The following is a 24,617-nucleotide window of genomic DNA, read 5'->3' as shown; positions in this document are numbered from 1 at the left end:
CGGCACGCGCTGATGCGCGAGTGCCAGGATGCATTGGTTGCGGAACCGGAACGGACTGATCGTCGTCACCGATCTGGAATGGTCAGCTGACGGAGCTGCTGATTTTGTAGCGGAGGGCCGCTACCGGCCAGAATCGACTTTCAATATTGGAGATAAGTGGCTCCATTAGGCGTAAGCTGGATTGACGGGTTGGGTACTGCTGCACGAAGGATGGCTACCAACTAGGGGCCGGGCTAGTGCCGAATCTCAGCTTTAAAGCTTGGATGCTTGGCGTAAGTTTGGTTCTGCACGAGGCGCACAGAGCACCATAGCGTGAAGAAGCCGCGACACAAACTCCCGCAAGTGGAAACGACGATTAAAGCGACCGCCCAAACACTCCGAAGGATTCATGGATGGCTACGAAGATAGTTGCAACACAGCTTGATAGCGATGCTGTCGACAACCTGCTCGTCCTATGCGAGGAAGTGATGCGTGCGACGCCTTCCGGCGCACAACGATTCGTTGAACCAGCAGCTGGCGTTTTGGCTCGCGCAACCTCCAAGCAGCACCATATCGTGTTCGGGCGTCGCGGCTCGGGCAAATCAAGTCTTCTACGCAAGACGGCCGCGGACCTCACTGTTAATAGGCGACCGGTAGCCTTTGTTGATCTTGAAACATTCAAGGGGCATACCTACCCGGATGTTCTGATAAGCGTTCTCGTAAGCACGCTTAAAGCATTCGCTACTTGGCTGGACGAGGCCGCCACGACGCCCGCCAGTAAGGTCAAGTTCTGGGACAAACTTTTCGGCGCCGCTCCGAAGCGCCCAGCGTTCAACAAAGTCGCAACTGCCGACGTCCGAAGGGAGTTGGGCGGTTTGATCACAGACTTAGAAAACCAACTGCATGAGGCGGACGCGGTGCAGGTGCGGCAGAAGAAGTCGCAGGGTGGCGAGGTCGCCAACACGGTCGGTGGATCGTTTGGAGTCGACATACATGGACTTGGGGGCGGCGCAACTGCCTCATCAGCCGAAAAAACATCGATGGCCACTGAAACCACTTCGACCTATGTGCACCAGAAGGTGGAATACCTTCACCAACACATAATGCAGTACCGGGATCTCTTCCAGAAGCTATCCAAATTATCGGACGGTCCCTCGTTCTTGATCCTCGACGATCTGTATCACATTCGAAAGGTCGACCAGCCGAAGGTCATTGACTACTTTCATCGCATCGCAAAGGGAAGTAATGTTTGGTTAAAGATCGGGACGATCAAGCATCGCAGCGTGTGGTATGTACACGGCGATCCTCCAATCGGAATGAAAGAGAACGACGACGTAAAAGAGATTAACCTTGATGTTTCTCTAGAAGAGTTCGAAACACTACGTAAATTCCTGCATAGCGTTCTCGACGACCTGACCAAAGAGGCGGGGTTGCGAACCTCTGACATCATCAAAAAGTCCTCGATTGAACGACTAATTATCGCATCTGGCGGCGTGGCCCGAGACTTCGTGGGCATTCTTTCGAAAGCTATCTCTAAAGCAAGGAATCGGCTCAGCGATGATGCCCGCCGGAGCCATGTCGGCACCGAAGATGTCAATAACGGCACGGGTGACTACTTTCCGTCGAAACAAGCCGAACTGAAACGTGACACGGCAGATGAGAGCGACTATCTAGAGGCAGCGTTTGCCCACCTCAGGGATTTCTGCCTAAACGATGCTAAGAGCAATGTATTTCTTGTCGACCAGAAGCTTGAAGGTCCGCGAAGGGACGCCATCAATCAACTCGTGGATCTACGATTGGTTCATCCCGTAAAGTCACGCGTCACTCTAAAAACGCAATCTCAAGGCCGACTGTTTGAAGCGTATATGCTCGATCTCAGCCAATATTCCGCATCTCGCAAAGTACGAGGGATTCGCTTGGTCGACCTCGGGCCAGGAACTAACCAAGACCTAATGCGTCGAGCTGGTCTGATCTACGGGGGCTATGTCCACGAGGAGTGACGGGTTCGCCGAGAAACCGAGGGCGCTCAATTTGGAGTATTGCCGGTTTCACAGGCATCCAGTGTAGATATCAACGGTGGCTTCGGTCGGTAACAGCCGCCGAACTCGAATAATCCGCACGGCGGCTTGTGGGCCAGGATCTGCTGAGGTCCGCTGAGCAATTCTGTCGGCATGCGCTAGAGTCGATCGGCGCCTGTTAGCGAGCCCGCTTCCTGTCCATGTCCGACCCCGCCGCCCCGGAACCACGCCGCGCTCGCCTCATGCGCTGGCTGTTGTTCGCGCTTGGCGCGGTGTCGCTGGTGCTGGGCGTGGTCGGTACGGTGCTGCCCTTGCTGCCGACGGTGCCGTTCCTGCTGCTGACCGCCGCCTGCTGGTCGCGTGCTTCGCCGCGCTGGCACCGCTGGCTGCTGGCACGGCCGCGGCTGGGGCCGGCGATCGCGCGCTGGGAGCGTGATCGCACGATCCCGCGGCGCGCCAAGTTCAGCGCGGTCGCGCTGATCGTGTTGTCGATGACCACGTCGATCTGGCTGCTGCACGATCACGCCTGGCTGCCGTGGGCGCTGGCGGGTGCGGCGGTGCCGGTGATCGTGTTCATCCTGCGCCTGCGGGAAACGCGCGACGGCGCGTGAGCATGCAGCGTCCGGCGTGGCCGCGCGCTGCGATGACGACGGTCGGCTGAAGCGGCGACTCAGTGCGCCGGGCCGTGCTGCGGCCAGTGCAGTTCGGCGACTACCGGAAAATGATCGGACGGATAGTGCCCGTCCTGGTGCGTGGTGATCGTGCGCAGTGCCGTGGCGTGCAGGCCGCGGTAGAGGATCCAGTCGATGCGCCGGTCCGGCGTGCCGGTGAAATCGTGGAAGGTGGCTTCCGGGCCGCTGTGGGTGTCGGCAACAAGCCTTGCGTCCTGCAGCAGCCCGGTGAGCAGTGCATGGGCAGGGCTGGCCGGCGTGGTGTTGAAGTCGCCGGTCAGCACGATCGGCAGGTTCGCGGGCACGGCTTCGAGGCGATGAAGGATTTCCTGCGCCGCGCGGGTGCGTGCCGGTTCGTCCTGGTCGCGGTAGGGGAAGTGTGTGTTGGTGTAGTAGAAGCGCTGGCTGCCGGCCTTCAGCTCGAAGATCGCCCAGGTCACCATGCGCGGGAACGGATGGCCCCAGCTGATGCTGCCGGGCACGTCCGGCGTGTCGGACAGCCAGTAGTCGCCGGACTCCACCAGCTTGAGCCGGTCGGTGCGGTAAAGCACGCCCATGTGCTCGTCGCCGTCGCCGCCGCGGCGGCCGCGTCCGAACCAGGCGTAGTGCGTGAGCTTGCTGACCAGATAGTCACCCTGCAGCTTGTACAGCTCCTGCGTGCCGATCAGGTCGGGCGCCTGTTCGCGGATGGTGCGCACCATCAGGTCGCGGCGCAGCTCCCAGCGGTTGGCGCCGTCGTCGGGGCTGGGCAGGCGCACGTTGAAGCTCATCACGCGCAGCGTCTGCGCCGAGGCCGGCGGCAACGGGAGCGACAGCATGACCACGGCGAGCAGCAGCGGGATGACGCGCATGGCGGTTCCTTCGAACGCATCGGCACGGGAGGACGTCGCTAGCATAACGGTGCCAGCGGCGTGATGATGCAGGCCACGCCCCTTCCCCGGACGCAAGATCATGTCGATGAAACCGCTGTCCCGAATCTTCCTGTTGCTCGCGTCGTTGGTCTTCGTCACCGCGGCGCCCGCAAAGCAGGCGCCCGATGCGCAGAAGACCGAGGCCTATATCGACCACGCGTGGACCACGCTGACACGCTCGATGGAAGACTGCTCGGCCCTGCGCGATCCCAAGGTGGACACGCGGCCGGTGTTGTACCTGCCGGCGAACCTGCCGACACCGCCGGGTCTGGCCGCGGTGAAACAGCGCTGCAACGTCGACGTGCACGTGCTGCCGCGGGCGATCGACCAGCTCGGCGAGATCGCGTCGACCTCGCTGCCGCAGCAGGGGCTGCTCTATCTGCCGCATCCGTACGTGGTGCCGGGTGGCTTCTTCAACGAGATGTACGGCTGGGACAGCTACTTCATCGTGCTCGGCCTGGTCGCCGACCACCGCGAGGCGCTGGCGCGCGACATGGTCGAGAACGCGCTGTTCGAGGTGCAGTACTACGGCGCGGTGCTCAACGCGAACCGCACCTATTACCTCAGCCGTTCGCAGCCGCCGTTTCTGAGCTCGATGATCCGTGCCGTGCTGGACGACCCGGACAGCTTCCAGAGCAAGGCCGAAGCGCATGCATGGCTCGAACACGCGTATCCGCTCGCCGTGCGCGACTACTCCACCTGGACGCGCAAGGAGCATCAGGCCGGCGACACTGGCCTGGCGCGCTACTACGACTATGGCGGCGCCGCGCCGGTGCTGGAGATGCGCGACAGCAGCTACCTGCGCGGCGTGATCGACTGGCTGCTCGCGCACCCGTCGGAGGATCCCGGCTACCTGGTCAAGGCCGCCGAGCATCCGGATGCGGCCGAAGCCGCGCGACTGAAGACCGCCAGCTGCGACGTCGAGGCTTCGAAGGTCTGCGCCGGCGCCTGGTCGCAAGGCTATCGTCTGAGCGCCGACTTCTACCTCGGCGACCGCGCGATGCGCGAGTCGGGTTTCGACACCAGCTTCCGCGTGGGTCCGTTCAGCGGCTCCACCCATCACTACGCGCCGGTCGATCTGAACAGCCTGCTGTACCGCTACGAGCGCGACCTGCACGACTTCGCCGTGCAGCTGGGGAACGCGGCGGATGCGGCACGCTGGAACGATGCCGCCGCGGCACGGCGCGCGGCGATCGACAAGTACCTGTGGCGTGCCGACCAGGGCATGTATATGGATTACGACTTCGTGCGCGGCAAGCCGTCCGACTATCACTTCGTCGCCACTTTCTATCCGCTGTGGGCCGGCGCGGCTTCGCAGGCGCAGGCCGAATCGCTGCGCGGAAAACTTGGCATCTTCGAGCGCAAGGGCGGCCTGCAGACCAGCGACCACGCCAGCGGCGCGCAGTGGGATGCGCCGTTCGGCTGGGCGCCGACCAACTGGCTGGCGGTGGCCGGGCTGGACGCCTATGGCTTCCACGACGACGCCCGCCGCATCGCGCGCGAATTCACCGCCACCATCGACCGCAGCCTCGCCCACGACGGCACCATCCGCGAGAAATACAACATGGCCAGCGGCAACGCGGACGTGAAGATCAGCGCCGGCTACACCGCCAACGTGATCGGCTTCGGCTGGAGCAACGGCGTGTACCTGAAGATGCGGGCGCTGTTGCGCGAGTCCCCCGGCGAGCGCTAGGGAAGCCCTGATTTTGCTCTTCATTCCTGCGAAGGCAGGAAGCGCTTTTCAACAGACGAAGGTCTGGTCATCCAGCGCCCTTGCGTTCAGCAGTTTGGAGGCGCTGGATCCCAGCTTGACCAGCCTCCGGCTGTTGAAAGGCGCCTCGCTGGATGACGAGCGAAATCAGCGCTTCCCTGAAGGGGCGGTGGGCACGGCGGCTTCGGGCATAATCGCCGTGGCAGGGGACAGGGGGATACGCATCGCAGCTTCGGCAGTCCACCGGCTCGACCATCGGGCCGCGGCCGTGCATGCGTCGCCCGTGTCGCCGTGCCGGTAGCGGCGGGCAACCGCCTTGCGTCGTCCATCCACAGGGGAAAGGGAATGAACACCTACAATCCGTACGAGGCGCCGAAGGCCGACATCGCGGCGCCGCCGGCGAGCGACGCCGGCATCGGGCAGGTGGCCAGCGCGCAGAAGCTGATCATCTATTCGATCCTCGCCTATTTCGCGGGCGCCGCCGCGCGGGTCTGGCTCGGTCCGGTCGGTGTGCTGGTGGTATTGGCTGCGGCGCTGATGGGGCTGATCGGCACCTTCCGCCTGTGCTCGGGGTTGGGCTATTCGATGCTGGTGCGGGTGATCCTGATCGTGCTGATGTTCGTGCCGCTGATCAGCCTGATCGTGCTGCTGGTGCTGAACGCGAAGGCGACCGCCAGGCTGCGCGCGGCCGGTTATCACGTGGGGCTGCTGGGGGCGACGCGCTGAAGGCGCCGCGTCGGCGTGCATGCCGCCGGCGCGGCTTCAGGGGGCGGCGAGTCTGGCGGTCATGGCGCGCCCGACGCCACACTTGAGGTAGGGCGAGCTGCCCAGCCAGCGCGCATCGGGGTAGTAGGAGAACACGTATTGGCCGCCCTTGAGCGCGTCGATCAGCGGCCGCGCGATCGCGTTGCGCACCGCCGGGCAGCCGTAGCTGCGGCCGATGCGACCCTGCTGGCGGGCGATGGCCGAATTGACGTAGGCCGCGCCGTGGATCACCAGCGCGCGCTCCAGCGCATGGTCGTTGGTGCCCGGTTCGAGGCCTTCCATGCGCAGCGAGTAACCGTTGTGGCCGTCATAGGTGCCCAGCGTGCGGAACAGGCCCAGGCTCGATTGCAGGCTCTCCGGCCGGTTCGAGAAGGCCGTCGCCAGGTTCTCGCCGGTGTTGCGTCCGTGCGCCACCAGCTCGTGGTATAGCAGCTTGCGCTTGGCCAGGTCGAACACCCACAGTCGCGGCTCGGTGGAGGGTTTCGAATAGTCGATCACCGCCAGCCGGTCGGTAGGCGGCTGGCCCTGCGCGGTGGCGCATTCGGTGGCGGCCAGCGCCAGCGCGATCACCTTCGGGTTCGCGTGCGGCGCGAGCTTGCTGAGCGCGTCCTGCAATGACGGTTCCGCGGCATGCGCCGTGGCGAAACCGCTGCCGAGAAGCAGCATCAGGACGGCGGCGGGGCGTGGAAATCGGCTCATCGAAACGGCAGGGCTGGGATCGGCTCGGGCATGCGGTGGTCGATCCTAGCAGCCCCTCGTTAAGAACCCGTCGCGCGCGGCCGGCGCTTGCGCCGACCGGCAGCTGTGCTATGACAGGCGGCATCCCCTGCGCAGGATCGTGCCGTGCCGCCAAAAATCCCCCGTGCCGTTCGCGTCATCATCCTGCTGGGCCTGCTGCTGGGAGTGGCCGCGCAGGCGCAGCAGCCCGACGTCCGGCAGGCCGCGGGCGAGCAGCCGCTGAGCCCGGTGGCCGAGCAGATCCGCGAGCGGGTCGAACAGTGGCGCGGCGCGCATGCCGACGCCGATGCCGTCGGGACGCCCGGCGGCGCGGTGGCGGTGTTCTACGAGCAAAACCGTTTCGCGCCGGCGTGGACGCGCCCGGACGACCTCGACCAGCTGCTGGCCGCGCTGCGCGATGTGGCCACGGACGGCCTCGACCCGCAGGACTATGCGCTGGACGAGCTGCAGCGCGGGCGCGCCGTGCTCGTCGACCCGCGCGCCACGCCGCAGCAGCGCGCGCAGTTCGACCTGCTGGCCACCGATGCCTGCCTTGGCACGCTGCTGCATCTGTATCGCGGCAAGGTCGATCCGGCCACGCTGGACACCCACTGGAACTTCGATCCGCGCCAGCTCGACCAGGCACGGGGCCTCAAGGCGGTGCGCGATGCGCTGGCGCAAGGTACGGTTGGCGAGTTGTTCGCGCGGGCGCGGCCGCAGCATCCGCTGTACGGCCAGCTGCGCACTGCGCTGGCGAAGCTGCGCGAGGTGGCGGCGCAGGGCGGCTGGCCCGCGATCGCGGACGGCGCCACGCTGAAGCCGGGCACGCACGATGCGCGCGTGCCGGCACTGCGCCAGCGGCTGCAGTTGGTTGGCTATGCGGTGGGTGCGGGCGTGGACGACCTGTACGACCCGACGCTGGAGGCCGCCTTGAAACAATTCCAGCGCGAACAGTACCTGACGCCCGACGGCCACCTGGGCAAGGCCACCCTGGCGGCGCTGAACGTGCCGGTCGCGGCGCGGATCGACCAGCTGCGCGTGAACCTGGAGCGCGCGCTGGCTGCTGTACCAGCTGCAGGGCGATTTCGTGGTGGTCGACATCGCCGGCTACCAGGTCGCCTACTACAAGGACGGCAAGCCGGTGTGGCGCTCGCGCGTGCAGGTGGGCAAGCCGTACCGCAGCACGCCGGTGTTCAAGTCGAAGATCACCTACCTCACGCTCAACCCGACCTGGACGGTGCCGCCGACCATCCTGAAGAACGACATCCTGCCGAAGGTGCGCAAGAACCGCGGCTACCTTGCCGCCAACCGCATCCGGGTGCTGGACAATCAGGGCCGCGAGCTGTCGCCCTCCAGCGTGGACTGGGCCAACCCGCGCGGCATCGTGCTGCGCCAGGACGCCGGCCCGGGCAATTCGCTGGGCAGGCTGGTGATTCGCTTCCCGAACGACTACGCGGTATACATGCACGACACCCCGCACCAGGAGCTGTTCGCCAACGAGCAGCGCACCTTCAGCTCCGGCTGCATCCGGGTGGAACGTCCACGCGAGCTGGCCGAGCTGCTGCTGGATGATCAGCAGCGCTGGGACCGCGCGAGCATCGACGGCGCGATCGACACGCTGAAGACGCAGACCGTGATGTTGCGCAAGCCGGTGACCCTGCTGCTGGCGTACTGGACGGTGGACCTGCGCGAGGACGGCCGGGTCGGCTTCCGTCCCGATGTGTACGACCGCGACCCGCCGCTGCTTGCCGCGCTGGAGCGCCCGCGCGTGTCGCCGTGGCTGCCGGTGGTTGCGACGCCGCCGTGAGGGAGCCCCGAAAATCCGGTTTTGTTCGTCATCCCGGCTTGCGCCTGCTGTCCGGAATATTTTCAGAAGCGCGCTCGCCGCGCACCGCGGCCCGCTGAGGGGTCTTTTCCATGGTCACTGCCCACAGTGTCGAGGCTCCGACAATCCCCCCACTGTCATTCCGGCGAAGGCCGGAATCGCACTTGAACGACAAAGAGAGCCATCACGCGTGAGTCGCCAACCAGAGGTCATGGCCAACACGATGCACCTCTTCACGATTGAAGTGCGATTCCGGCCTTCGCCGGAATGACGAGGGGGGTGGACATTTCGAGTCGAGGCGGCGCTCCATGAAGCAAAAAAAGGCCGCGCCAGGTGCGGAACTGGCGCGGCCAGGGTTGGAACCGATCCACTGCCAATGCACCGGTGCCGGCGGCGGAGCGCTCCGCGCCGGCCCGCGCAGCATGCCGGGCGCGGGTCTCACCGACTGGGATGGCCCTGATCCCGGTCAGGGCGCCCGGGCGGGGCGCCGGTCACCATCGCCGCCGGCGGATAGGCCGCCCTCAACCCTGGAGACCGTACCGATGCTGTTTCAAGTGAAGGATCTTGCCGGCGCCACCGGCGCCATCGCCGCCATCCTGCGTGCCCATGACGCCACCGCGAAGGTCACCGCGGATGCCGTCGCCGGACAGATCGACGTATCGGCACAGCTGACCTCCGGCCAGGTCATCACCGCACTGCAGGAGGCGGGCTATGAGGCCGCACGCGTGTCCGAGCCGCGGCAGATCCACGTCAGCGGCGGCAGCACCTGCTGCGGCAGCTGCTCATGATGCGTTGACGTCGTCGTCCGTGCCGCGTGGCCGCGCCGAACGCGGCTTGCGCGGCCCCGGCGCGGAGCGGCGGCCCTGCGCCGCGTCGATGGTGTCGATCCAGCCCGCGCGTGCCTGCGGGAACGCGTCCGCGTAGGGCACATACGGCTTGATGTCGAGGATCGGCGTGCCATCGAGCAGGTCCACCCCGCGCACGCGCAGCGCGCCTTCCTCCACCGCCACCAGTTCCACCGCGGACAGCCCGATCGCATTGGGCCGGTGCGGCGAGCGCGTGGCCAGCACGCTGCGCTTGCCGCCGCCGCGCGGCGGACGCACCTCGGCCTTCCAGCCCTCGCTGCGGTGGAAGGCGAACAGCAGCCAGATGCGCTCGAAGCCGGCGAGGTCGCGGAACGCCGCCGCGGGGAAGCCGGCCACGAACTCGACCACCGCTTCGGCCGCCGCCCCCGTCTCGGTGCCGGCCACCACGGTGGGCTGGTGCGGCGCGTCGATACGCTGCGCATACGGCGAGCGCACGAAGGCGATCGGATGGCAGGACAGGGCGTGCAAGCTATCGGGCGCGGTGCTCATTGCGGCATTATCGCTCCTTCGCCCCGCATCCCCGCCGAGGACGCCATGAAGTTTCTCGTGATGATCTACTGCGACGACGCCTTGCTGGGCGCGCTGCCAGAAGGCGAGTTCGACACCTTGATGCACGGTTGCTTCGCCAAGGCCGACGCCTTGCGCGCGAACGGGCAACTGCACGACTCGCAACAGCTGGAAGCGCCGGCGACGGCGCGCACCGTGCGCGTGCGCAACGGCGCCACCAGCGTGGTCGATGGCCCGTACGCCGAGACCAAGGAATACCTGGGCGGCTTCAACCTGATCGAGGCTGCCGACATGGACGAGGCGGTGCGCATCGCCTCGACCTTCCCGTGGTCGCGTACCGGTGCGATCGAGGTTCGCCCGATCCGCGACATGGATGCGGTGCGGCGGCAGGTTGGCGCCTGACATGCGCGACGACGACGATTTCGAGGATGACCGCGACTTCGACGACGAGGACGACTCGGTCGAGGCGAAGGTGTGGCAGCTGCTGCTGCTGATCAATCCCGGCGACGAGGAGACCGCGCTGCAGCAGTTCGGCGAATACCGCGAGGCGCTCGCCGAAGACGGCGACGCCGAGCCGGTGGCGCTGATCGCGCGGGTGATCGACTGGCGCTCGGGCTTCATGGTCGCCGAGGACGACGTGCGCTCGCTGGTGCAGGCGCTGGACGAACTGGCCGCGCGCTGGAACCTGTCGATCGACTGGGGCGGCGACCCGGGCGACGACGACTATTTCGACGATGCCGATGCCGGCAGCCTGCTCGGCATCGCCTACGATCGCCTGGCCGAATCCGGCTACACCTTGTGGACGTGGGAAACCGACGACGATTCGTACGCCGGCTGGATCACCCTGACCCGCGACAACGAACCAATGCGCGAACTGGCCGCGGCGTTGCACATCAATTTGCGCCTGGGTAGCGATTTCGGCTGAGCCGCGCGAGACGAGGGAGGCAGCCATGCTGCAACTGATCGGCTTCGATGGTGACGACACGCTGTGGCACAGCGAGGGCTACTACCGCCAGGCCGGCGAGGCGTTCGCCGCCATCATGGGGCGCTACGTGAACCTCGGCGACCAGCACGTGCATGACAGCATGCTGGCCACCGAACAGCGCAACCTCAAGCTGTTCGGCTACGGTGCCAAGGGCATGGCACTGTCGATGGTGGAGACCGCGATCGCGGTCAGCGATGGTCGTATCTCGGCGGCCGACATCCATCGCCTGGTCGAGCTGGGCAAGACCGTGCTGCAGCATCCGGTGGAACTGCTGCCGGGTATCCGCGCGGCGGTCGAGGCGGTGGCGGGGAAGTACGAGGTGGTGCTGATCACCAAGGGCGACCTGTTCCACCAGGAGAAGAAGGTGGCCGAGTCCGGCCTGGCCGACCTGTTCCGCCGCATCGAGATCGTCTCGGAGAAGAACGCCGTTACCTACCGCCGCGTGCTGGGCGAGTTCGCGCTGCAGCCGGCACAGTTCGCCATGGTCGGCAACTCGCTGCGCTCGGACATCGAGCCGGTACTGCGGCTGGGCGGCTGGGGCGTGCACCTGCCGTACCACGTGACCTGGGCGCACGAGCTGGAGAACGGCCTGGCCGCCGACGAGCCGCGCATGCTCACGGTGGATGCGCCGGCGGCGATCCCGGCGGCGGTGGAACGCTTGCGCGAACTGGCGAGCGCCGCCGCGTAGGGCGAACCTTGTCCGCCGCCGCGGCTAGTCGTCGAAGCCGGTGTAGTCGTCCGGGAAGATCGGCGTGCCGTCCGCTTCCAGGCCCTGCATGTCGGCCAGCGCCTTGGCGGCGGCGGCCTCGGCAATGTTCTTGTCGCGGAAGCTGCGGTTCTCGCAGATCGCGTAATACACCGGGAAACCGTGGCGGCGCGGGGTGATCGCCAGCCACGCCGCATAGCGCGAACCTTCCAGTGTGGCGCCGGAGCGGGCCAGGTAGTCGTTGAACTCGCGCTCGGCCATCGGCGGCGGCTCCGGCTGGGGTGGGGCGTGCAGTGTATCGCGTGGCCCGCTTGCCTCATCATGGCGCGATGAACGCCGACGAGCCGCCCGTGCCGCGCATCGTGCTGGACACCAACGTGTGCCTGGACCTGTTCGTGTTCCACGACGCGCAATCCGCCGCGCTGCACGTGGCGATGCAGCGCGGGACGATCGAGGCGGTGACGCGAGCAGACTGCCGCGACGAGTGGCGGCGCGTGCTGCACTACCCGCAGTTGCCGGTCACCGACGCCACCCGGCCGGCGATCGAGGCGGCGTTCGATGTGCTGGTGCGCTGCCTGCCCGACAAGCAGGCCATGGCGCCGGCCGCGCTGCCGCTGCCGCGTTGCGCCGATCCGGACGACCAGAAATTCCTGGAACTGGCGCAGGCCTCGGGTGCGCGCTGGCTGGTCAGCAAGGACAACGAATTGCTGAAGCTGGCGCCGCGCTGCGCGCGCGACGCGCTGTTCTGGATCGGCCTGCCGCAGGCGTGGTCGCCGTACGAGCGTTGAGCGTCGCAGCGTCGCCGGTACGGTGCCATGGTGTACTCGCAGACCCGCTTGCCGAGATGCGCCATGCTCACCCCGCACACCATCGACTGCCCCTACTGCGGCGAACCGATCGGGATCCTGGTCGACGCCTCGATCCCCAGCCAGCTGTACATCGAGGACTGCCAGGTCTGCTGCCGGCCGATCACGCTCAGCGTGGAGATCGACGCGGACGGTGAACTGCAGGTGCGCGCGACTGGCGAGGACGAAGCCTGAAGTTGGCTCCTCGCACGGCAGGCGAGGAAGTCAGCGCTCTCTGCTCCTCCCCTGCATGGCAGGGGGAGGGAGCCGCGACCTCCAGCTCCTCACCGTTATCCGGTAAATGCCGCCGACGTGACGATGCCGATGCCTTGTGCCTGCAGCGCGGCGCGGGTGGTTTCGTCGCTGGCCGGCGTCACCGGGCGGCTGAGGTGCCACAGCACGCTGGCGCGCAAGCCCAGTGCCTGCGCGTCCTGCGCGGTCCACAGCACGCATACGTTGCGCGCCAGACCGCACACGAACACCTCGTCCACGCCGCGCTCGCGCAGCCAGCCGGCCAGCCCGGTGCTGGGGCGCGCGCCGTGCGGGCCGTGGTTCTCGCGAAAGCCGCTGTAGGAATCCACGGCGCCGTCGCTGCCTTTGCGGATCACCGCGTCCAGCGCCGACCAGTCCACGCCCGGATGCAATGCGGCGCCGGGCGTCCCCTGCACGCAATGGTCCGGCCACAGTGTCTGCGACTGGCCGTACAGCGCGATCTGCTCGAACGGCGCGTGGCCCGGGTGCGAGCTGGCGAACGAGACGTGTCCGCGCGGGTGCCAGTCCTGGGTCGCCACCACGTGACGGAAGCGGCGCGCGCGCAGCAGTGCGTCGAGGCCCGGCACGATCGCGTCGCCCTCGTGGCAGGCCAGCGTGCCGCCGGGCATGAAGTCCGGCTGCACGTCGACCACGATCAGCGCGGCATGGGGTGAGAGGGGCTGGCTCATGGCGTGGCAGGCGCAGGGAGGGTCCGCCCAGTCTAGCGCGCGCGCCGCGATGCGCCGGCATGACCCATAATGCGCGCTGCGGCGGCAATACGAATCAGGGGCAGGCGATGCAGTACGACCAGTCGTGGATGGGTTACGGGATCGTCGGCGGGCTCCAGGCCGGCCTGATCTCGGCGGCGGCGGGACTGCTGCTGTTTTTCGGGTTCCACTGGCTGGGTCGGCGCAACGGCTGGAGCTGGGGCCAGAAGATCGGCTGGTCGTTCCTGCTGGCGACCGCGCTGACCGCCGGTGGCGATCTGTGGAACCTGTTCTATTTCAATTACGGCCGGTTGCAGTCGCTGCAGCTGCTGAAGGTGAAGCTGGCCGAAGTGCACGACCCGGACCACATGGGCCTGCGCGCGCTGTGCGAATTGCTCGGCGTGGCGCTCGGCATCTACCTCGGCTGGGTAGTCGCCAGCGGCGACTGGCGTCGCCGCTTCGGCGGGCGCAGGTAGCGGTTCCTCAGCGCGCCGCCAGGCGGTGCGCGAACATCCACGGCCACAGCGACGCGGTGGCGTAGGCCTGCGGCCAGGAGACGTGGCCGACGCCCGGGAATTCGGTGTGGCGCACCTCGCTGCCGCGCGCCTGCAGCGCGGCGTCCATGCGGCGCGATTCCGCCGGCGGCACCACGTCGTCATCGGCGCCGTTGAAGATCCACGTCGGCAGCGCGCCGATGCGTGCGGCGACCCAGGCGTAGCGGTCGCCGACGTCGGCGGGAATGCCCTCCACCTGCAGCTCGAGGCTGTCGTTCGGGTGACGGATGCCGCCGCAGATGATCGCGGCGGCGGCGAACATGCCGGGGTGATCCAGCGCGATCTGCCAGGCACCGTAGCCGCCCATCGACAGGCCGGTGAGGTAGAGCCGCCGGCGGTCGCCGTGCCATTCGCCGAGGCTGTCGTCGAGCGCCTTGAGCGCCATTGCCTCGATCGCACCGTTCCATTGGCTGCCGTCAGGCGCCTGCGGGATCACCACCACGGCCGGGAAATCCGCGCCGTGCTGCACCAGCCAGTGCGGCAGGCCCTGGCTGAGCTGGGCGCGGTTGTCGCTGCCGCGCTCGCCGCTGCCGTGCAGGAACAGCACCACCGGCCAGTCGCGTTTGGCCGTCCAGCCTTCCGGCACGAACACCTGGTAGCGGTAGCTGACGCCGTGCAGCTGCAGCGAGCGTTCCACGAAGCGCGGCGCTTCGCCGGCGCGGGCGGCCACGCCGGTGGCCATCAGGCAGAGCAACAGGACGAGTCGGTGCATGAGTGTTCCTACAGCAGGGGGTCGAACAAGCGTGCCACATGCATGGCCACCCGGTGCAGGTAGGGTGCCTCGCGGTATTCGCGCTCGTCGATCGCTTTGGCGCGGGTGAAGTCGGCGTTGAACATCGCCGCCACCTCGGCGGCGAAGGCATGGTCCACCGCCAGCGCGGCGACCTCGAAGTTGAGCCGGAACGAGCGGCTGTCCAGGTTCAGGCTGCCGATCGCGGCGGTGTCGCGGTCGATCAGCAGCGCCTTCTGGTGCAGGAAGCCGGGCTGGTAGCGGAACACGCGGATGCCGGCGCGCACGGCGGCGTAGGCGTGCAGGGTGGAGGCGAGGAACACGGTGCGGTGATCCGGCCGTGCGGGGATCAGCACGCGCACGTCCACTCCGCGCAGCACGGCCAGCTGCAGCGCGGCGCGCACCGCGTGGTCGGGCACGAAGTACGGTGTGCTCAGCCAGACGCGCTGGCGCGCTGCGTTGATCGCGGCGGCGAAGAACAGCGAGCCGGTCTCCTGCGGGTCGGCCGGGCCGCAGGCCACCACCAGTGCGCTGGCGTGGCCGTCGGCAGGCGGCACCGGGCACAGCGGCAGCGCCGTGCCGGTGATCCAGTGCCAGTCGTCGGCGAACAGCTGCTGCAGGTCGGCCACCGCCGGCCCGGCGAGTTCCAGCTGGGTGTCGCGCCACGGCGCCAGCGGCGGCTTCAGGCCCAGGTATTCGTCGCCCGCGTTGAGCCCGCCGACGAAACCGCGCGTGCCGTCCACCACCAGGATCTTGCGGTGGTTGCGAAAGTTCAGCTGGAAGCGGTTGCGCCAGCGGCGCGTGGCGAAGCGGTGGATCGCCACGCCGCCGGCGCGCAGGGTCTCGACGTACTGCTGCGGCAGCGCGTGGCTGCCGATGCCGTCGAACAGCACGCACACGCGCACGCCGGCGGCGGCGCGCTCCAGCAGCACCTGCTGCAGGCGCCGGCCGAGCGTGTCGTCGTGGATGATGAAGAACTGCACCAGCAGGCTGTGCCGGGCGCCGGCCATCGCGCCGAGCATGGCCTCGAACGCGGCCGTGCCGTCGATCAGCAGGCGCAGCCGGTGGCCGCTGCGGAACGGCCGCCGCTGCAGCGCGCTGATCGCGGCGTAGCGCTCGCAGCCCGGGTCGACCGGCGCCGCGGCGTCGGCCGTGGTGGACAGCGCGGGCGCCGCCGGCGCGCGGTGTCCGGCGCGGTAGCCGAGGAAGCGGCTGGAGCCCAGGTACAGGTAGGGCAGCAGGGTCACGTAGGGCAGCAGCAGCAGGCCGAGCGTCCAGCCAACCGCGCCCTGCGGCGTGCGCATGTGCATCACCGCATGCATCGCCGCGAACAGGCCCAGCAGGTGCGCCGCAGCGATGCAGGCGGTGAGCAGGCTGGCGGTCATCGCGGGCCACTCGATGGCAACGCCGGGCATGTGGAGATCATGAACAGGCGCTCAGCTGCCCAGCAGCTGGTCGGCCAGGTGGCGCGCCTGCTGGCGGATTTCCGGCATCGCGGTGGATTCCCACAAGGTGCCGCGCAGCAGGCTGCCGATGGCGAACAGGTTCGGCCAGCAGCGCTCGCCGTGCCGCAGGTGGCCGTCGCTGTCGGCCTGCACGCCGAGGCCGAGCGGGTCGGGCGCGATATGCGCGTTGGTGAGCAGCTGGCTGAGCAGCCGGTGGTTGCAGCGGCGCAGATCGGTTTCCAGGCCCACGGTCTGGATCACCAGCTCGGCGTCCAGCGTGTGGGTCGCGCCGGCGTGGCCCACGGTCAGTTGCAGCGCATCGCCGGCGAGCTCCACCGCGTGCACGCGTCCGCACTGGCGTTGCAGTCGGGCGTCGCGTTCGAGCGCAGCGATCGCCTCGCGTACCTGCGGCGGCATGCGGTGGCGCACGCGCTCCCATGCCCAGCGCGCGTGGCGCATGAAGCGCGCGCGTTGCTCCGGCGACAGCTCGGCCCACAGTGCCGGCAGGTGCGGGCGCATGCTGTCGACGACGCTGCGCCACTCGGTGCCTTCCTGCGCGATCGCCTCGCGCAGCAGGCGTATCCAGCGGCGGATCTCCGGCGCGTCGCGCATCGCCTCGACCAGCTCGGCGCCGTCGCCGCTGGGGGCGGCGGCTGCGGGCAGGTGCGCCGCCGGCAAGCTGCCGTGGCGGGAGATCGCGACGAACTCGGCCTGCGGCCACTGCATGGACAGTTCCAGCAGCACGTCGACCGCGGTCAGCCCCAGCCCGATCAGCACGACCTTGCGCGGCGGCGGTTGCAGCTCGGCGGCACCGGCCAGCAGCGGCCACGGGTCGACCACGTAGCGACCGCTGGCGAGCGCGGCGGCGTCGACCCCGGCCAGCGGCTGCGGCGGCAGCGCGCCCAGCGCCAGCACGGCGGCGTCGGCCCGATGGCTTTCTTCGCCGTGGATCACGGTGACGCCATCACGCTCGGGCACCAGCGCATCGACCGCGAACGGGATGATGTTGACGTGGTGCCCGCGCGTCTTGCCATGCCGCAGCGCGCGCGCCACCTCTGCCTCGAGGTAGTCGCCATAGCGGCGGCGCGGCAGGAAGTCGGTGCCGGCGACGGCGGGGTCGTCGCGCTGCACGAAATCCAGGAAGCCGCGCGGCCTGCCGGCGAACATGCTCATCGAAGCCGCGCGCACGTTCAGCAGATGGCGCTCCGACATGGTGCCGTAGGCCACCCCGCGCGCCGGCGCGCCTCCGCCGGTGAACCAGTCCAGCTGCAACGGCTGCGCCGCCGCACGCTCCAGCAGCTCGCTGAGCAGCGTGGCGGCCGCGGCGCCGCCGCCGATGATGGCGACCCGTCGAAACATGGACTCCCCCGTGCGTGCGGTGGCGGGCGGGTCAGCCGGACAGGCGGCCGGCGATGGCGTTGCGTCGTGGCGGCGCCATCCAGCGGCCGGCGGGTTCGGCCTGCGTGCCGATGACGTGCCCGGCCAGCTCGCCGCCGTAGACGTGCAGCGAAAGCGCGGTGTCGTGCCGCGACAGGTTGCGGCAGCGGTAGGCCTGCGCGCAGTCGCTCTCGAACCAGAAACCGTCGCCCGGGCCGAGCCAATGGCGGCCATACAGGCTCAGTTCGCCGGAATCGGCGCGGTCGTACGTCTGCACCTCGAGCGCGCCCACCAGGGACATTTCCAGACCCCACCGGCCGCTGTGGTCGTGCACCGGCGTGGCGTGGTTCGGCGGCCAGGCCAGCACCAGCACGCTGACCGGCGGCTTGTTGCGCTCGGCCAGCTGCCAGCGTTCGAAACCGTGCCGGCGCCGCCGCAGGTCGGCCAGCCGGGTGGCCAGCGCCGAGGCATCCTGGTGCACCACGCGACCCAGTTCGCGCGCCATGGTGGCGAGATCGGGGTGTTCGACGCCGGTGTGCTCGAGCGCGATCGCGCGCAGAATTTTCAGGAGATGCTGGTACTTGCCCATGCGTTGAACCTGGCAGGGTGAACAAGTGCCAGTGGAGCATGCATATCGTTAAAGGTGCGTAAGCCAATAGTGTTTCGGCGGCACCGGCGCGGGGCGCCCGGCTGGCGCGTTCGCCGGCCGGGCGCCAGCAGCGAAAGTGCTAGTCGCGCAGGTCGAACGTCACCGGCACCCGCGCCCATGCGCGCACCGGCTGCCCGTCCACCATCGCCGGCTGGAATTGCCAGCCGGCCAGCACCTGTTCGGCGGCGCTGCGGTCGAGCAGCAGGTAGCCGCTGCCACGCTCCACCGACACCTGCACCGGCTTGCCGGTTTCATCCACCAGCACGCGCAGCAGCACCGTGCCGTGCATGCGCTGCTGCAGGGCGCGGGTGGGGAAATGCAGCGGCGCCGAGCGATAGGCCAGGCTGGCCTCGACTGGCGCCGCCGCGGCCGGGCCGGGCGTGGCCGCCTTCGGCAGCAGGCTCGGGGCCGCTGGCGGCGCGGCGACGTTGCCTGCGGCGGCGGGCGCAGCGGCTGGCGGACTGCTCGGCAGCGGCCGCGGGTGCGCGACGGGCGCGGCGGGCGGGTGCGGTAGCGGTTTCATCGTGACCGGCGGCAGAGGCGGGGGCGGCTTCGGTTCGTCCAGACGGAGCGTGGGTATCGGGTTGATCTGTTCGATCGCGTGGAAAAACGCCGGGGCGCTCGGCCGCGAGGCGATCACGATCACGGCCAGGTTGAGTGCGATCGCCGCGCTGATGGCGGCGATGCGGTCGGGGTGGGGACGATGAGCAACGGCCAGGCTTGCGGACGACATGGCGACCTCCTGACAGCGATGGGCTGGATGCATCCGTGCACGCTGCGCGGGGGCGCAGGGGGATCGTGGGGACGCGCCTGCAGGCTATGCCCGGCGCGAATTTCCGCGCAAGTGGCCGTCCAGAAGGCTATTCGTCGAAGGGCGGTTCGGTGCGCCGGCCTGCGCGGCAGGCGGCCGTGCGGACGGCTGGGTGCGGCCCACCGCGAACGGGTTCCGGCTGCGATCACGGACCGGGGCGGGCGTGGATTCGCGGCGGCCGGGCGTGCGGTGCGGTGCCTTGAAGCCAATCGTTGCGCAGCTTCCCGCATGGCGTGGAAGGCGCAAGCGGAGCAATCGTAAGATCTTGCAAACGAGAATAAATATCAATATCGTCCTATGCCCAACCGGGCCGATGTGCCCGCCCATCCACCCAAGGCAGCTCCATGTCCAATCCAAACCCTCTCACTGCGGCGCTCGCTGCGGCGCTGCTTCTCGCGTTCGCCCCGCCCGTCGTCGCCGGATCCGCGTCGGGTCCGGAACAGGCCACCAATCTCAAGCCGGTCAATGTCCGCGCGGCGAGTGTCGACGGCTACGCGGCGGCCGGTACCGACACGGCGACCCGGACGCGTTCCCTGCTGCGCGATATCCCGCAGTCGATCACGGTGGTGACCGGCGACCTGATCCGCGACCTGGCGATGACGAGCATGGCCGACGCCGTGCGCTACATGCCCGGCGTCGGCATGGGGCAGGGCGAGGGCCACCGCGATGCGCCGATATTGCGCGGCAACGGCTCCACCGCCGATCTGTTCATCGACGGCATGCGCGACGACGTGCAGTACTTCCGCGACCTGTACAACATCGAACGGGTGGAGGCGCTGAAGGGGCCGAACGCGATGATCTTCGGGCGCGGCGGTTCCGGCGGCGTGCTCAACCGGGTCAGCAAGGCGGCCGATGGCCAGCAGCACCGCGAGCTGTCGCTGCAACTGGGCGAGCAGCAGCGCCGGCGCCTTACCGCCGACTTCGGCGAGCCGGTCGGGGACAGTGCCGCGTTCCGTGTGACCGGGCTGTACGAGGATTCCGGGAGTTACCGCGACGGCGTCACGCTGAAGCGCTACGGCATCAATCCGACGCTCGCGTTGCGCGCCGGCGAGCGCACCCAGGTGACGCTGGGCTACGAGCACTTCCGCGACGAGCGGGTCACCGACCGCGGCGTGCCGTCATACCGGGGGTTGCCGCTGCCCACCGCCGCCTCGACCTTCTTCGGCGATCCGCGGCAGAGCCCGACCTGGGTCACGGTGGACGCGTTCAATGCCCTGGTCGACCACGATTTCGGCAACGGCGTGAGCCTGCGCAACCGCACCCGCTACGCCGACTACGACAAGTTCTACCAGAATGTATTTCCCGGTGCGGTCAACGCCGCCGGCACGCAGGTGTCGATCTCGGCCTACAGCAATGCCACCCGGCGCCGGAATCTGTTCAACCAGACCGACCTTACGTATGAACTGGTGACCGGCGCAGTCCACCACACCCTGCTCGGCGGACTCGAGCTGGGCCGCCAGAGCACCGACAATTTCCGTCGCACCGGCTATTTTGGCGGACCCGCCTTCGCCGGGACTTCGGCCAGGGTGCCGGTGTCGGACCCGCGCTACACGCTGCCGGTCGATTTCCGGCAGAGCGCGACCGACCCCAGCAATCACGGCATCGCCAAGGTCGCCGCGCTGTATCTCCAGGACCAGATCGAGTTCTCGCCGCAATGGCAGGCGGTCCTCGGTCTGCGCTACGACCGCTTCACGGTCGATTTCCACGACCATCGCAGTGGCCAGGATTTCTCCAGCACCGACAACCTGGTGTCGCCGCGCGCGGGCCTGGTCTACAAGCCGGTTGAACCGCTGTCGCTGTACGCCAGCTACAGCATCGCCCACCAGCCACGCGCGGGCGAGCAGCTCACCTCGCTTACGCTGGGCAACCGCACACTGGAGCCGGAGCGGTTCACCAACCGCGAACTCGGCGCGAAGTGGGATGTGAGCCCCGCGCTGGCGCTGACCGCGGCGGTCTACCGGCTCGACCGCAGCAACGTGGCGGTGACCAACCCGGCCTGGGACCCGGCGACCAACCCGGGTGTGCCGCAGTCGCTGCTGGTGGACGGCCAGCGCATCAAGGGCGTCGAGCTCGGTTTCAGCGGCAGGCTGACTTCGGCGTGGAGCGTCATGGGCGGCTATGCCTGGCAGGAGGGCGAGATCACCAGGCCGTTGTCGCCGAGTCTCCCCGCCGGCACCCGGCTGGCGCAGTTGCCCAAGCATAGTGCCTCGCTGTGGAACCGCTACGACTTCACTCCGATGTGGGGTGCGGGCATCGGCGCGATCCATCAAGGGTCGGTGTTCGCCTCCACCAGCAATAAGGTGACGCTGAAGAGCTACACCCGCTACGACGCGGCGGTGTTCCTGACGCTGAGTCCGCAGCTGCGGCTGCAGCTCAATGTCGAGAATCTTTTCGACAAGCGGTATTTCGTCAGCGCGCACAACGACAACAACATCACTCCGGGTTCGCCACGCGCGTTCTACCTGGGGGTGAACGTCAGGCTCTGAACCAGGGAGGGCCATGGCCTTCGGCGGAAAGGGCACGGCATGCATGTGGATTGTCGCCGGTAGGCAAGCGCCGGTGCGCCCGCTAAGGTAGGCGCGAACCGGATCCGGGAGCCATGCCATGTCCACCTCCGTCGCGGCGATTCCCCGTTACAGCTTCGGCGACGAGCTGGCCAGCAGCATCGTGCATGGCCTCGGCATCGTGCTCAGCATTGCCGGGCTGGCGACGCTGGTGGCGTTCGCCGCGCTGCACGGCAATGCGCTGACGGTGGTGGCCTGCGCGGTGTTCGGCACCTCGCTGGTGCTGCTGTACACCGCCTCCACGCTCTATCACTCGATCCCCGTGGCGGCCGCAAAGCCGACGCTGCGCGCGCTCGACCACATCGCGATCTACGTGCTGATCGCCGGCACCTACACCCCGTTCACCCTGGTGGCTCTGCCGGGGGCGTGGGGCTGGAGCCTGTTCGTGGCGGTGTGGGCGCTGGCACTGGCCGGCAGTGCGCTGGAGCTGGGCCTGCTCGGGCGTTACCACAGGCTGGCGGTGCTGCTGTACGTGGGCATGGGCTGGATCGGCATGGTCGCGTTCAAGCCGCTCAGCGAGCATCTGCAGACCGGCGGCATCGTGCTGCTGCTGGCCGGCGGGCTGGCCTATACGCTGGGCGTGCCGTTCTACCTGTGGCGGCGGCTGCCGTACCACCACGCGCTGTGGCACGTGTTCGTGCTGGCCGGCAGCGTGCTGCACTTCCTCGCCGTGCTGCTGTATGTGATTCCCGACCCGGCATGAGTGTGCCGCCGGGCCTCGCGGCGCTGCGCCGCGAACTGGAAGATGCGGCCACTCACCTGGGCCGTCCGCACGAGTTGCGCTTCCAGCCGATGTTCGGCGCGCTCATGGCCTACCTCGACGAGCAGCCGTGCGCGTGGCTGACGCCAGGCGGGCTGGCCCTGAAACTGGCGCCCGCCGACCAGCCGGCGCTGCTGCGGCTTGCAGGCACCGCGCGGCTGATCGCGAAACCCGGCGCGGCGCCGAGCCGGCACTACGTCGTGCTGCCCGCCGCGCTCAGCCGCGACACCGTGCAGCTTGCCGGCTGGCTGGCGAAGAGCGCGCGGCGCTGATGCTCAGAGCTTGTGAAGAAAACCACTTCCTGTGGTTTTCTTCGATCGCGAGTCTGGTACACGCCCGGACTCGCTCACATGAAACAGTCATGTGTGACTGTTTCATGCCCGGCCCTCGTGGCCGGTCTGAGAGGTTGAATAGTCACAACCTCTCAGTGCTTGCGCTGCGCCGGCACGAACTGAGTGCGCACCGCCTCGGCCAGCTGCTCCGGCGGCAGCAGGCCCTGGCCGATCACGAAGTCGTTGAAGGCCAGGCGGTCGAACTTCGGGCCCAGCGCCAGCTCGGTCTGCAGGCGCAGCTGCTGCAGGCGCAGGTAGCCGTAGAAGTACGCGGTGGCCTGGCCGGGCGCACGGAACGTGTAGCGGTTGATCTCCTGCCGCGCCATCGGCTCGGACAGGCCGACCTCGTGCACCAGCACCTGGTGCGCGCGCGCGGGCGTGATCAGGCCCAGGTTGAGCATCGGATCCAGGTACGCGCGGGCGGCACGCTGCAATCTTGCCTGCAGCGCGGCGAACTGGCCGGCCGGCGGCTCGTACGGCAGCATCTCGGACTCCGCGTACAGCGCCCAGCCTTCCACGTTGACGCTGTTGAAGGCGAACAGGCTGCGTGCCAGCGACACCCCGCGCTCGACCATCGCGGCAAACTGCAGCTCGTGGCCGGGCCGGCCTTCGTGCGCGGTCAGCGTCCAGGCGGCGGCCTTGTAGGTGAAGTCGTCGTAGGCCTGGCTCTTGTCGCCGTTCGCGGCCGGGTTGCCCATGGTCAGCACGAAGGTGCCGCGCTCGCCATGGTTGTTGAGGAACGGCGGCGGGTCCATGTGCGGCGCCGGCTGCGCCGCGGCTTCGGCTTCCGAGGCCACGCGCATCTGCATCTGGCGCTGCGGCAGGGTGACGATGCGTTCGCGGCGGATGATGTCCTCGATGTGGCCGAGCACCTCGTGGTACCACGGCTCGACCTGGTCGCGAGTGAGCTGCTGCTGCTTCAGCGCCTTGAGCACGTCGCGGTAGTCGGTGGCGTGGATGCCCTCGGCCTTGGCCACCGCCGGCGCCATCGCCTGCATCATGCCGCGCAGCTCCATGAACTCGAGCTCGGCCTGCTTCATCAGCTGCTCGGGCGGGATGTCGATGCCGACCTGCCGCAGGCGGTAGGCGTACAGCGGCTCGGGCAGGCGGAAGTCGGTGCGCGCGCGCGGCAGCACGGTGTGGCGCACCCAGGCGTCGTACTGCTTCAGCTGGGCATCGAGCGCGTCAAGCGCGGCCTTGCCCTCGGGCGTGTCGAGCTTGTACTTGGCGAACAGCTGGCGGATCCCTTCGACGTAGCGCGGCGTGTTGGCCAGCTTCTGCTCGACCTCACCCTGGTAGGGGCCGAGCAGCGCCTTGTTGTCCAGCCGGGCCGTGGTCAGCGCCTTGGCCTGCTCGGTGACCGGCGTGCAGCCGGGCGCCTTGCCGACGTAGCACTGCAGGCGCGCGAGCGCGGCGGGACGGCGCGCGGCGTCGACGTCGTCCTTGAGCAGGACGAACTCGCCGTTGAAGACCAGCGCGCCGACGTCCTGGTAGGGCAACAGGTATTTGCGGTCGAGGCCGATGCCCTCGATCCGCTGCGCGGTGGTCTCGATCATGATCTTGAGGTCCCCGCGCACGTTCGGGTCCTGCTCCGTGGCGAGCAGCTTGCCGAGCCCGTCCCTGGCTTGCACCAGCGCGGCGCGCGAGCGCTCGTCGATGCCGGGCTCCAGGTCCGCCACCTTGCTGTCGTAGCCGGGCAGGCCGACCTGGCTGGCAAACTCCGGGTTGAAGCGGGCGATGGTATCCAGCAACACCTTGGCGTCGGCGTTGCTGCGCTCGATCCATGCGGCGGGGGCAGCCTGCGCGTGCAGCGCTCCGGCGAAGGTCAGCGTGGCGGCCAGGGCGAGGGCCGGGATCTTGCGCATGGTTTTTTCCTCCGTGGATGACCGACGCAGCGTAACCGGCGGCGGCCGCGGCGCGCCCGTGCCGG

Annotated in this window: 26 protein-coding genes and 1 pseudogene; 16 read left to right on the top strand and 11 right to left on the bottom strand. The window is 68.3% G+C overall.

From position 1 onward, the window contains the following. The first annotated feature begins 392 nt into the window (after positions 1–392). Complete coding sequence (locus AC3WTD_RS14145) at positions 393–1,979, top strand: hypothetical protein (protein WP_492614156.1); 1,587 nt, start codon at positions 393–395, stop codon at positions 1,977–1,979. A gap of 260 nt (positions 1,980–2,239) precedes the next feature. Then, on the top strand, positions 2,240–2,608 hold the full coding sequence (locus tag AC3WTD_RS14140) for a YbaN family protein (RefSeq protein WP_492614155.1): 369 nt from the start codon (positions 2,240–2,242) through the stop codon (positions 2,606–2,608). A 59-nt stretch (positions 2,609–2,667) separates the two neighbouring features. Here the strand turns inward: AC3WTD_RS14140 and AC3WTD_RS14135 are convergent, their stop codons facing one another. Next, complete coding sequence (locus tag AC3WTD_RS14135) at positions 2,668–3,519, bottom strand: endonuclease/exonuclease/phosphatase family protein (RefSeq protein ID WP_492614154.1); 852 nt, start codon at positions 3,517–3,519, stop codon at positions 2,668–2,670. A 106-nt stretch (positions 3,520–3,625) separates the two neighbouring features. Between AC3WTD_RS14135 and AC3WTD_RS14130 the strand changes: the two genes are divergently transcribed. Continuing rightward, positions 3,626–5,272, top strand: a complete 1,647-nt coding sequence (locus AC3WTD_RS14130; protein WP_492614164.1) for a trehalase family glycosidase — start codon at positions 3,626–3,628, stop codon at positions 5,270–5,272. Positions 5,273–5,635: 363 nt separating this feature from the next. Then, complete coding sequence (locus AC3WTD_RS14125) at positions 5,636–6,016, top strand: hypothetical protein (protein ID WP_027493357.1); 381 nt, start codon at positions 5,636–5,638, stop codon at positions 6,014–6,016. A 36-nt stretch (positions 6,017–6,052) separates the two neighbouring features. On the opposite strand, the gene AC3WTD_RS14120 is transcribed toward AC3WTD_RS14125, so the two are convergent. Further along, the gene (locus AC3WTD_RS14120) at positions 6,053–6,754 is read right to left on the bottom strand and encodes a murein L,D-transpeptidase catalytic domain family protein (protein ID WP_027493358.1); all 702 of its coding nucleotides are present in this window, start codon (positions 6,752–6,754) and stop codon (positions 6,053–6,055) included. A 144-nt stretch (positions 6,755–6,898) separates the two neighbouring features. On the opposite strand from AC3WTD_RS14120, the pseudogene AC3WTD_RS14115 reads away from it, so the two are divergent. From AC3WTD_RS14115 to AC3WTD_RS14105, 3 genes and pseudogenes are all read left to right on the top strand, one after another. Beyond that, positions 6,899–7,714, top strand: a pseudogene (locus tag AC3WTD_RS14115) (L,D-transpeptidase scaffold domain-containing protein); the annotation flags it as partial. A 148-nt stretch (positions 7,715–7,862) separates the two neighbouring features. Beyond that, positions 7,863–8,579 carry a L,D-transpeptidase family protein gene (locus AC3WTD_RS14110; RefSeq protein WP_492614153.1) on the top strand — a complete coding sequence of 239 codons (717 nt, stop codon included), beginning with the start codon at positions 7,863–7,865 and terminating at the stop codon, positions 8,577–8,579. Positions 8,580–9,139: 560 nt separating this feature from the next. Next, entirely contained in the window at positions 9,140–9,385 is a 246-nt protein-coding gene (locus AC3WTD_RS14105) for a hypothetical protein (protein ID WP_027493360.1), read from the top strand. Here AC3WTD_RS14105 and tsaA read toward each other — a convergent pair. Further along, positions 9,380–9,952 carry a tRNA (N6-threonylcarbamoyladenosine(37)-N6)-methyltransferase TrmO gene (tsaA, locus tag AC3WTD_RS14100; protein ID WP_027493361.1) on the bottom strand — a complete coding sequence of 191 codons (573 nt, stop codon included), beginning with the start codon at positions 9,950–9,952 and terminating at the stop codon, positions 9,380–9,382. The genes AC3WTD_RS14105 and tsaA overlap by 6 nt on opposite strands. Positions 9,953–9,997: 45 nt before the next feature. Here tsaA and AC3WTD_RS14095 point away from each other — a divergent pair, with 45 nt between their 5' ends. From AC3WTD_RS14095 to AC3WTD_RS14085, 3 genes are read left to right on the top strand one after another with little or no spacing between them, the layout of a single operon-like run. After that, positions 9,998–10,372, top strand: coding sequence for a YciI family protein (locus tag AC3WTD_RS14095; protein WP_492614152.1), 375 nt, complete (start codon positions 9,998–10,000; stop codon positions 10,370–10,372). Position 10,373: 1 nt separating this feature from the next. Beyond that, the gene (locus AC3WTD_RS14090) at positions 10,374–10,895 is read left to right on the top strand and encodes a DUF6630 family protein (protein WP_027493363.1); all 522 of its coding nucleotides are present in this window, start codon (positions 10,374–10,376) and stop codon (positions 10,893–10,895) included. A gap of 25 nt (positions 10,896–10,920) precedes the next feature. After that, on the top strand, positions 10,921–11,643 hold the full coding sequence (locus AC3WTD_RS14085; protein ID WP_027493364.1) for an HAD family hydrolase: 723 nt from the start codon (positions 10,921–10,923) through the stop codon (positions 11,641–11,643). A 24-nt stretch (positions 11,644–11,667) separates the two neighbouring features. Here AC3WTD_RS14085 and AC3WTD_RS14080 read toward each other — a convergent pair whose 3' ends face one another. Then, positions 11,668–11,922 (bottom strand): hypothetical protein, encoded by a 255-nt coding sequence (locus AC3WTD_RS14080; protein WP_027493365.1) that lies wholly within the window; start codon positions 11,920–11,922, stop codon positions 11,668–11,670. A gap of 68 nt (positions 11,923–11,990) precedes the next feature. On the opposite strand from AC3WTD_RS14080, the gene AC3WTD_RS14075 reads away from it, so the two are divergent. Then, complete coding sequence (locus AC3WTD_RS14075; RefSeq protein ID WP_492614151.1) at positions 11,991–12,449, top strand: putative toxin-antitoxin system toxin component, PIN family; 459 nt, start codon at positions 11,991–11,993, stop codon at positions 12,447–12,449. 63 nt (positions 12,450–12,512) lie between these two features. Beyond that, a complete protein-coding gene (locus AC3WTD_RS14070; protein WP_027493367.1) occupies positions 12,513–12,701 on the top strand; it encodes a CPXCG motif-containing cysteine-rich protein in 189 nt (62 codons plus the stop codon). A 95-nt stretch (positions 12,702–12,796) separates the two neighbouring features. On the opposite strand, the gene AC3WTD_RS14065 is transcribed toward AC3WTD_RS14070, so the two are convergent. Beyond that, a complete protein-coding gene (locus AC3WTD_RS14065) occupies positions 12,797–13,447 on the bottom strand; it encodes a nicotinamidase (RefSeq protein WP_492614150.1) in 651 nt (216 codons plus the stop codon). A gap of 59 nt (positions 13,448–13,506) precedes the next feature. On the opposite strand from AC3WTD_RS14065, the gene AC3WTD_RS14060 reads away from it, so the two are divergent. Next, positions 13,507–13,941 carry a hypothetical protein gene (locus AC3WTD_RS14060; RefSeq protein WP_235642411.1) on the top strand — a complete coding sequence of 145 codons (435 nt, stop codon included), beginning with the start codon at positions 13,507–13,509 and terminating at the stop codon, positions 13,939–13,941. Between the two features lie 7 nt (positions 13,942–13,948). On the opposite strand, the gene AC3WTD_RS14055 is transcribed toward AC3WTD_RS14060, so the two are convergent. From AC3WTD_RS14055 to AC3WTD_RS14035, 5 genes are all read right to left on the bottom strand, one after another. Next, positions 13,949–14,731 (bottom strand): carboxylesterase family protein, encoded by a 783-nt coding sequence (locus AC3WTD_RS14055; protein ID WP_492614149.1) that lies wholly within the window; start codon positions 14,729–14,731, stop codon positions 13,949–13,951. An 8-nt stretch (positions 14,732–14,739) separates the two neighbouring features. Continuing rightward, on the bottom strand, positions 14,740–16,134 hold the full coding sequence (cls, locus tag AC3WTD_RS14050) for a cardiolipin synthase (protein WP_492614163.1): 1,395 nt from the start codon (positions 16,132–16,134) through the stop codon (positions 14,740–14,742). A gap of 51 nt (positions 16,135–16,185) precedes the next feature. Further along, on the bottom strand, positions 16,186–17,553 hold the full coding sequence (locus AC3WTD_RS14045; RefSeq protein WP_492614148.1) for an FAD/NAD(P)-binding protein: 1,368 nt from the start codon (positions 17,551–17,553) through the stop codon (positions 16,186–16,188). Positions 17,554–17,584: 31 nt separating this feature from the next. Then, positions 17,585–18,160 carry a cysteine dioxygenase gene (locus AC3WTD_RS14040; RefSeq protein ID WP_027493373.1) on the bottom strand — a complete coding sequence of 192 codons (576 nt, stop codon included), beginning with the start codon at positions 18,158–18,160 and terminating at the stop codon, positions 17,585–17,587. Between the two features lie 139 nt (positions 18,161–18,299). Then, a complete protein-coding gene (locus tag AC3WTD_RS14035; RefSeq protein WP_027493374.1) occupies positions 18,300–18,953 on the bottom strand; it encodes an energy transducer TonB in 654 nt (217 codons plus the stop codon). Positions 18,954–19,375: 422 nt separating this feature from the next. Between AC3WTD_RS14035 and AC3WTD_RS14030 the strand changes: the two genes are divergently transcribed. The 3 genes from AC3WTD_RS14030 (at position 19,376) to AC3WTD_RS14020 (ending at position 22,627) form a co-directional block, all read left to right on the top strand. Beyond that, positions 19,376–21,517: a TonB-dependent receptor gene (locus AC3WTD_RS14030; RefSeq protein WP_492614147.1), complete on the top strand. Its 2,142-nt coding sequence runs from the start codon at positions 19,376–19,378 to the stop codon at positions 21,515–21,517. Positions 21,518–21,635: 118 nt separating this feature from the next. Further along, positions 21,636–22,298: a PAQR family membrane homeostasis protein TrhA gene (gene trhA / locus AC3WTD_RS14025; protein WP_027493376.1), complete on the top strand. Its 663-nt coding sequence runs from the start codon at positions 21,636–21,638 to the stop codon at positions 22,296–22,298. Continuing rightward, positions 22,295–22,627 (top strand): TfoX/Sxy family protein, encoded by a 333-nt coding sequence (locus tag AC3WTD_RS14020; RefSeq protein ID WP_492614146.1) that lies wholly within the window; start codon positions 22,295–22,297, stop codon positions 22,625–22,627. The genes trhA and AC3WTD_RS14020 overlap by 4 nt, the downstream gene beginning before the upstream one ends. A 152-nt stretch (positions 22,628–22,779) precedes the next feature. Here the strand turns inward: AC3WTD_RS14020 and AC3WTD_RS14015 are convergent, their stop codons facing one another. Next, on the bottom strand, positions 22,780–24,552 hold the full coding sequence (locus AC3WTD_RS14015; protein ID WP_492614145.1) for a DUF885 domain-containing protein: 1,773 nt from the start codon (positions 24,550–24,552) through the stop codon (positions 22,780–22,782). Positions 24,553–24,617: the final 65 nt, after the last annotated feature.

The organism is Rhodanobacter sp. FW106-PBR-R2A-1-15 (assembly GCF_058789735.1).
This window is presented reverse-complemented; position numbering and strand designations above follow the sequence as displayed.

Bases quoted from the DNA above. Each gene is read 5' to 3' on its own strand.
- trhA (WP_027493376.1), top strand. From the start codon at position 21,636: ATGTCCACCTCCGTCGCGGCGATTCCCCGTTACAGCTTCGGCGACGAG.
- AC3WTD_RS14070 (WP_027493367.1), top strand. From the start codon at position 12,513: ATGCTCACCCCGCACACCATCGACTGCCCCTACTGCGGCGAACCGATC.
- AC3WTD_RS14030 (WP_492614147.1), top strand. From the start codon at position 19,376: ATGTCCAATCCAAACCCTCTCACTGCGGCGCTCGCTGCGGCGCTGCTT.
- AC3WTD_RS14105 (WP_027493360.1), top strand. From the start codon at position 9,140: ATGCTGTTTCAAGTGAAGGATCTTGCCGGCGCCACCGGCGCCATCGCC.
- AC3WTD_RS14090 (WP_027493363.1), top strand. From the start codon at position 10,374: ATGCGCGACGACGACGATTTCGAGGATGACCGCGACTTCGACGACGAG.
- AC3WTD_RS14120 (WP_027493358.1), bottom strand. From the start codon at position 6,754: ATGAGCCGATTTCCACGCCCCGCCGCCGTCCTGATGCTGCTTCTCGGC.
- AC3WTD_RS14035 (WP_027493374.1), bottom strand. From the start codon at position 18,953: ATGTCGTCCGCAAGCCTGGCCGTTGCTCATCGTCCCCACCCCGACCGC.
- AC3WTD_RS14140 (WP_492614155.1), top strand. From the start codon at position 2,240: ATGCGCTGGCTGTTGTTCGCGCTTGGCGCGGTGTCGCTGGTGCTGGGC.
- AC3WTD_RS14125 (WP_027493357.1), top strand. From the start codon at position 5,636: ATGAACACCTACAATCCGTACGAGGCGCCGAAGGCCGACATCGCGGCG.
- AC3WTD_RS14060 (WP_235642411.1), top strand. From the start codon at position 13,507: ATGACCCATAATGCGCGCTGCGGCGGCAATACGAATCAGGGGCAGGCG.
- AC3WTD_RS14045 (WP_492614148.1), bottom strand. From the start codon at position 17,553: ATGTTTCGACGGGTCGCCATCATCGGCGGCGGCGCCGCGGCCGCCACG.
- cls (WP_492614163.1), bottom strand. From the start codon at position 16,134: ATGACCGCCAGCCTGCTCACCGCCTGCATCGCTGCGGCGCACCTGCTG.
- AC3WTD_RS14020 (WP_492614146.1), top strand. From the start codon at position 22,295: ATGAGTGTGCCGCCGGGCCTCGCGGCGCTGCGCCGCGAACTGGAAGAT.
- AC3WTD_RS14145 (WP_492614156.1), top strand. From the start codon at position 393: ATGGCTACGAAGATAGTTGCAACACAGCTTGATAGCGATGCTGTCGAC.
- AC3WTD_RS14075 (WP_492614151.1), top strand. From the start codon at position 11,991: ATGAACGCCGACGAGCCGCCCGTGCCGCGCATCGTGCTGGACACCAAC.
- AC3WTD_RS14065 (WP_492614150.1), bottom strand. From the start codon at position 13,447: ATGAGCCAGCCCCTCTCACCCCATGCCGCGCTGATCGTGGTCGACGTG.
- AC3WTD_RS14135 (WP_492614154.1), bottom strand. From the start codon at position 3,519: ATGCGCGTCATCCCGCTGCTGCTCGCCGTGGTCATGCTGTCGCTCCCG.
- AC3WTD_RS14015 (WP_492614145.1), bottom strand. From the start codon at position 24,552: ATGCGCAAGATCCCGGCCCTCGCCCTGGCCGCCACGCTGACCTTCGCC.
- AC3WTD_RS14080 (WP_027493365.1), bottom strand. From the start codon at position 11,922: ATGGCCGAGCGCGAGTTCAACGACTACCTGGCCCGCTCCGGCGCCACA.
- AC3WTD_RS14055 (WP_492614149.1), bottom strand. From the start codon at position 14,731: ATGCACCGACTCGTCCTGTTGCTCTGCCTGATGGCCACCGGCGTGGCC.
- AC3WTD_RS14095 (WP_492614152.1), top strand. From the start codon at position 9,998: ATGAAGTTTCTCGTGATGATCTACTGCGACGACGCCTTGCTGGGCGCG.
- AC3WTD_RS14130 (WP_492614164.1), top strand. From the start codon at position 3,626: ATGAAACCGCTGTCCCGAATCTTCCTGTTGCTCGCGTCGTTGGTCTTC.
- AC3WTD_RS14040 (WP_027493373.1), bottom strand. From the start codon at position 18,160: ATGGGCAAGTACCAGCATCTCCTGAAAATTCTGCGCGCGATCGCGCTC.
- tsaA (WP_027493361.1), bottom strand. From the start codon at position 9,952: ATGAGCACCGCGCCCGATAGCTTGCACGCCCTGTCCTGCCATCCGATC.
- AC3WTD_RS14085 (WP_027493364.1), top strand. From the start codon at position 10,921: ATGCTGCAACTGATCGGCTTCGATGGTGACGACACGCTGTGGCACAGC.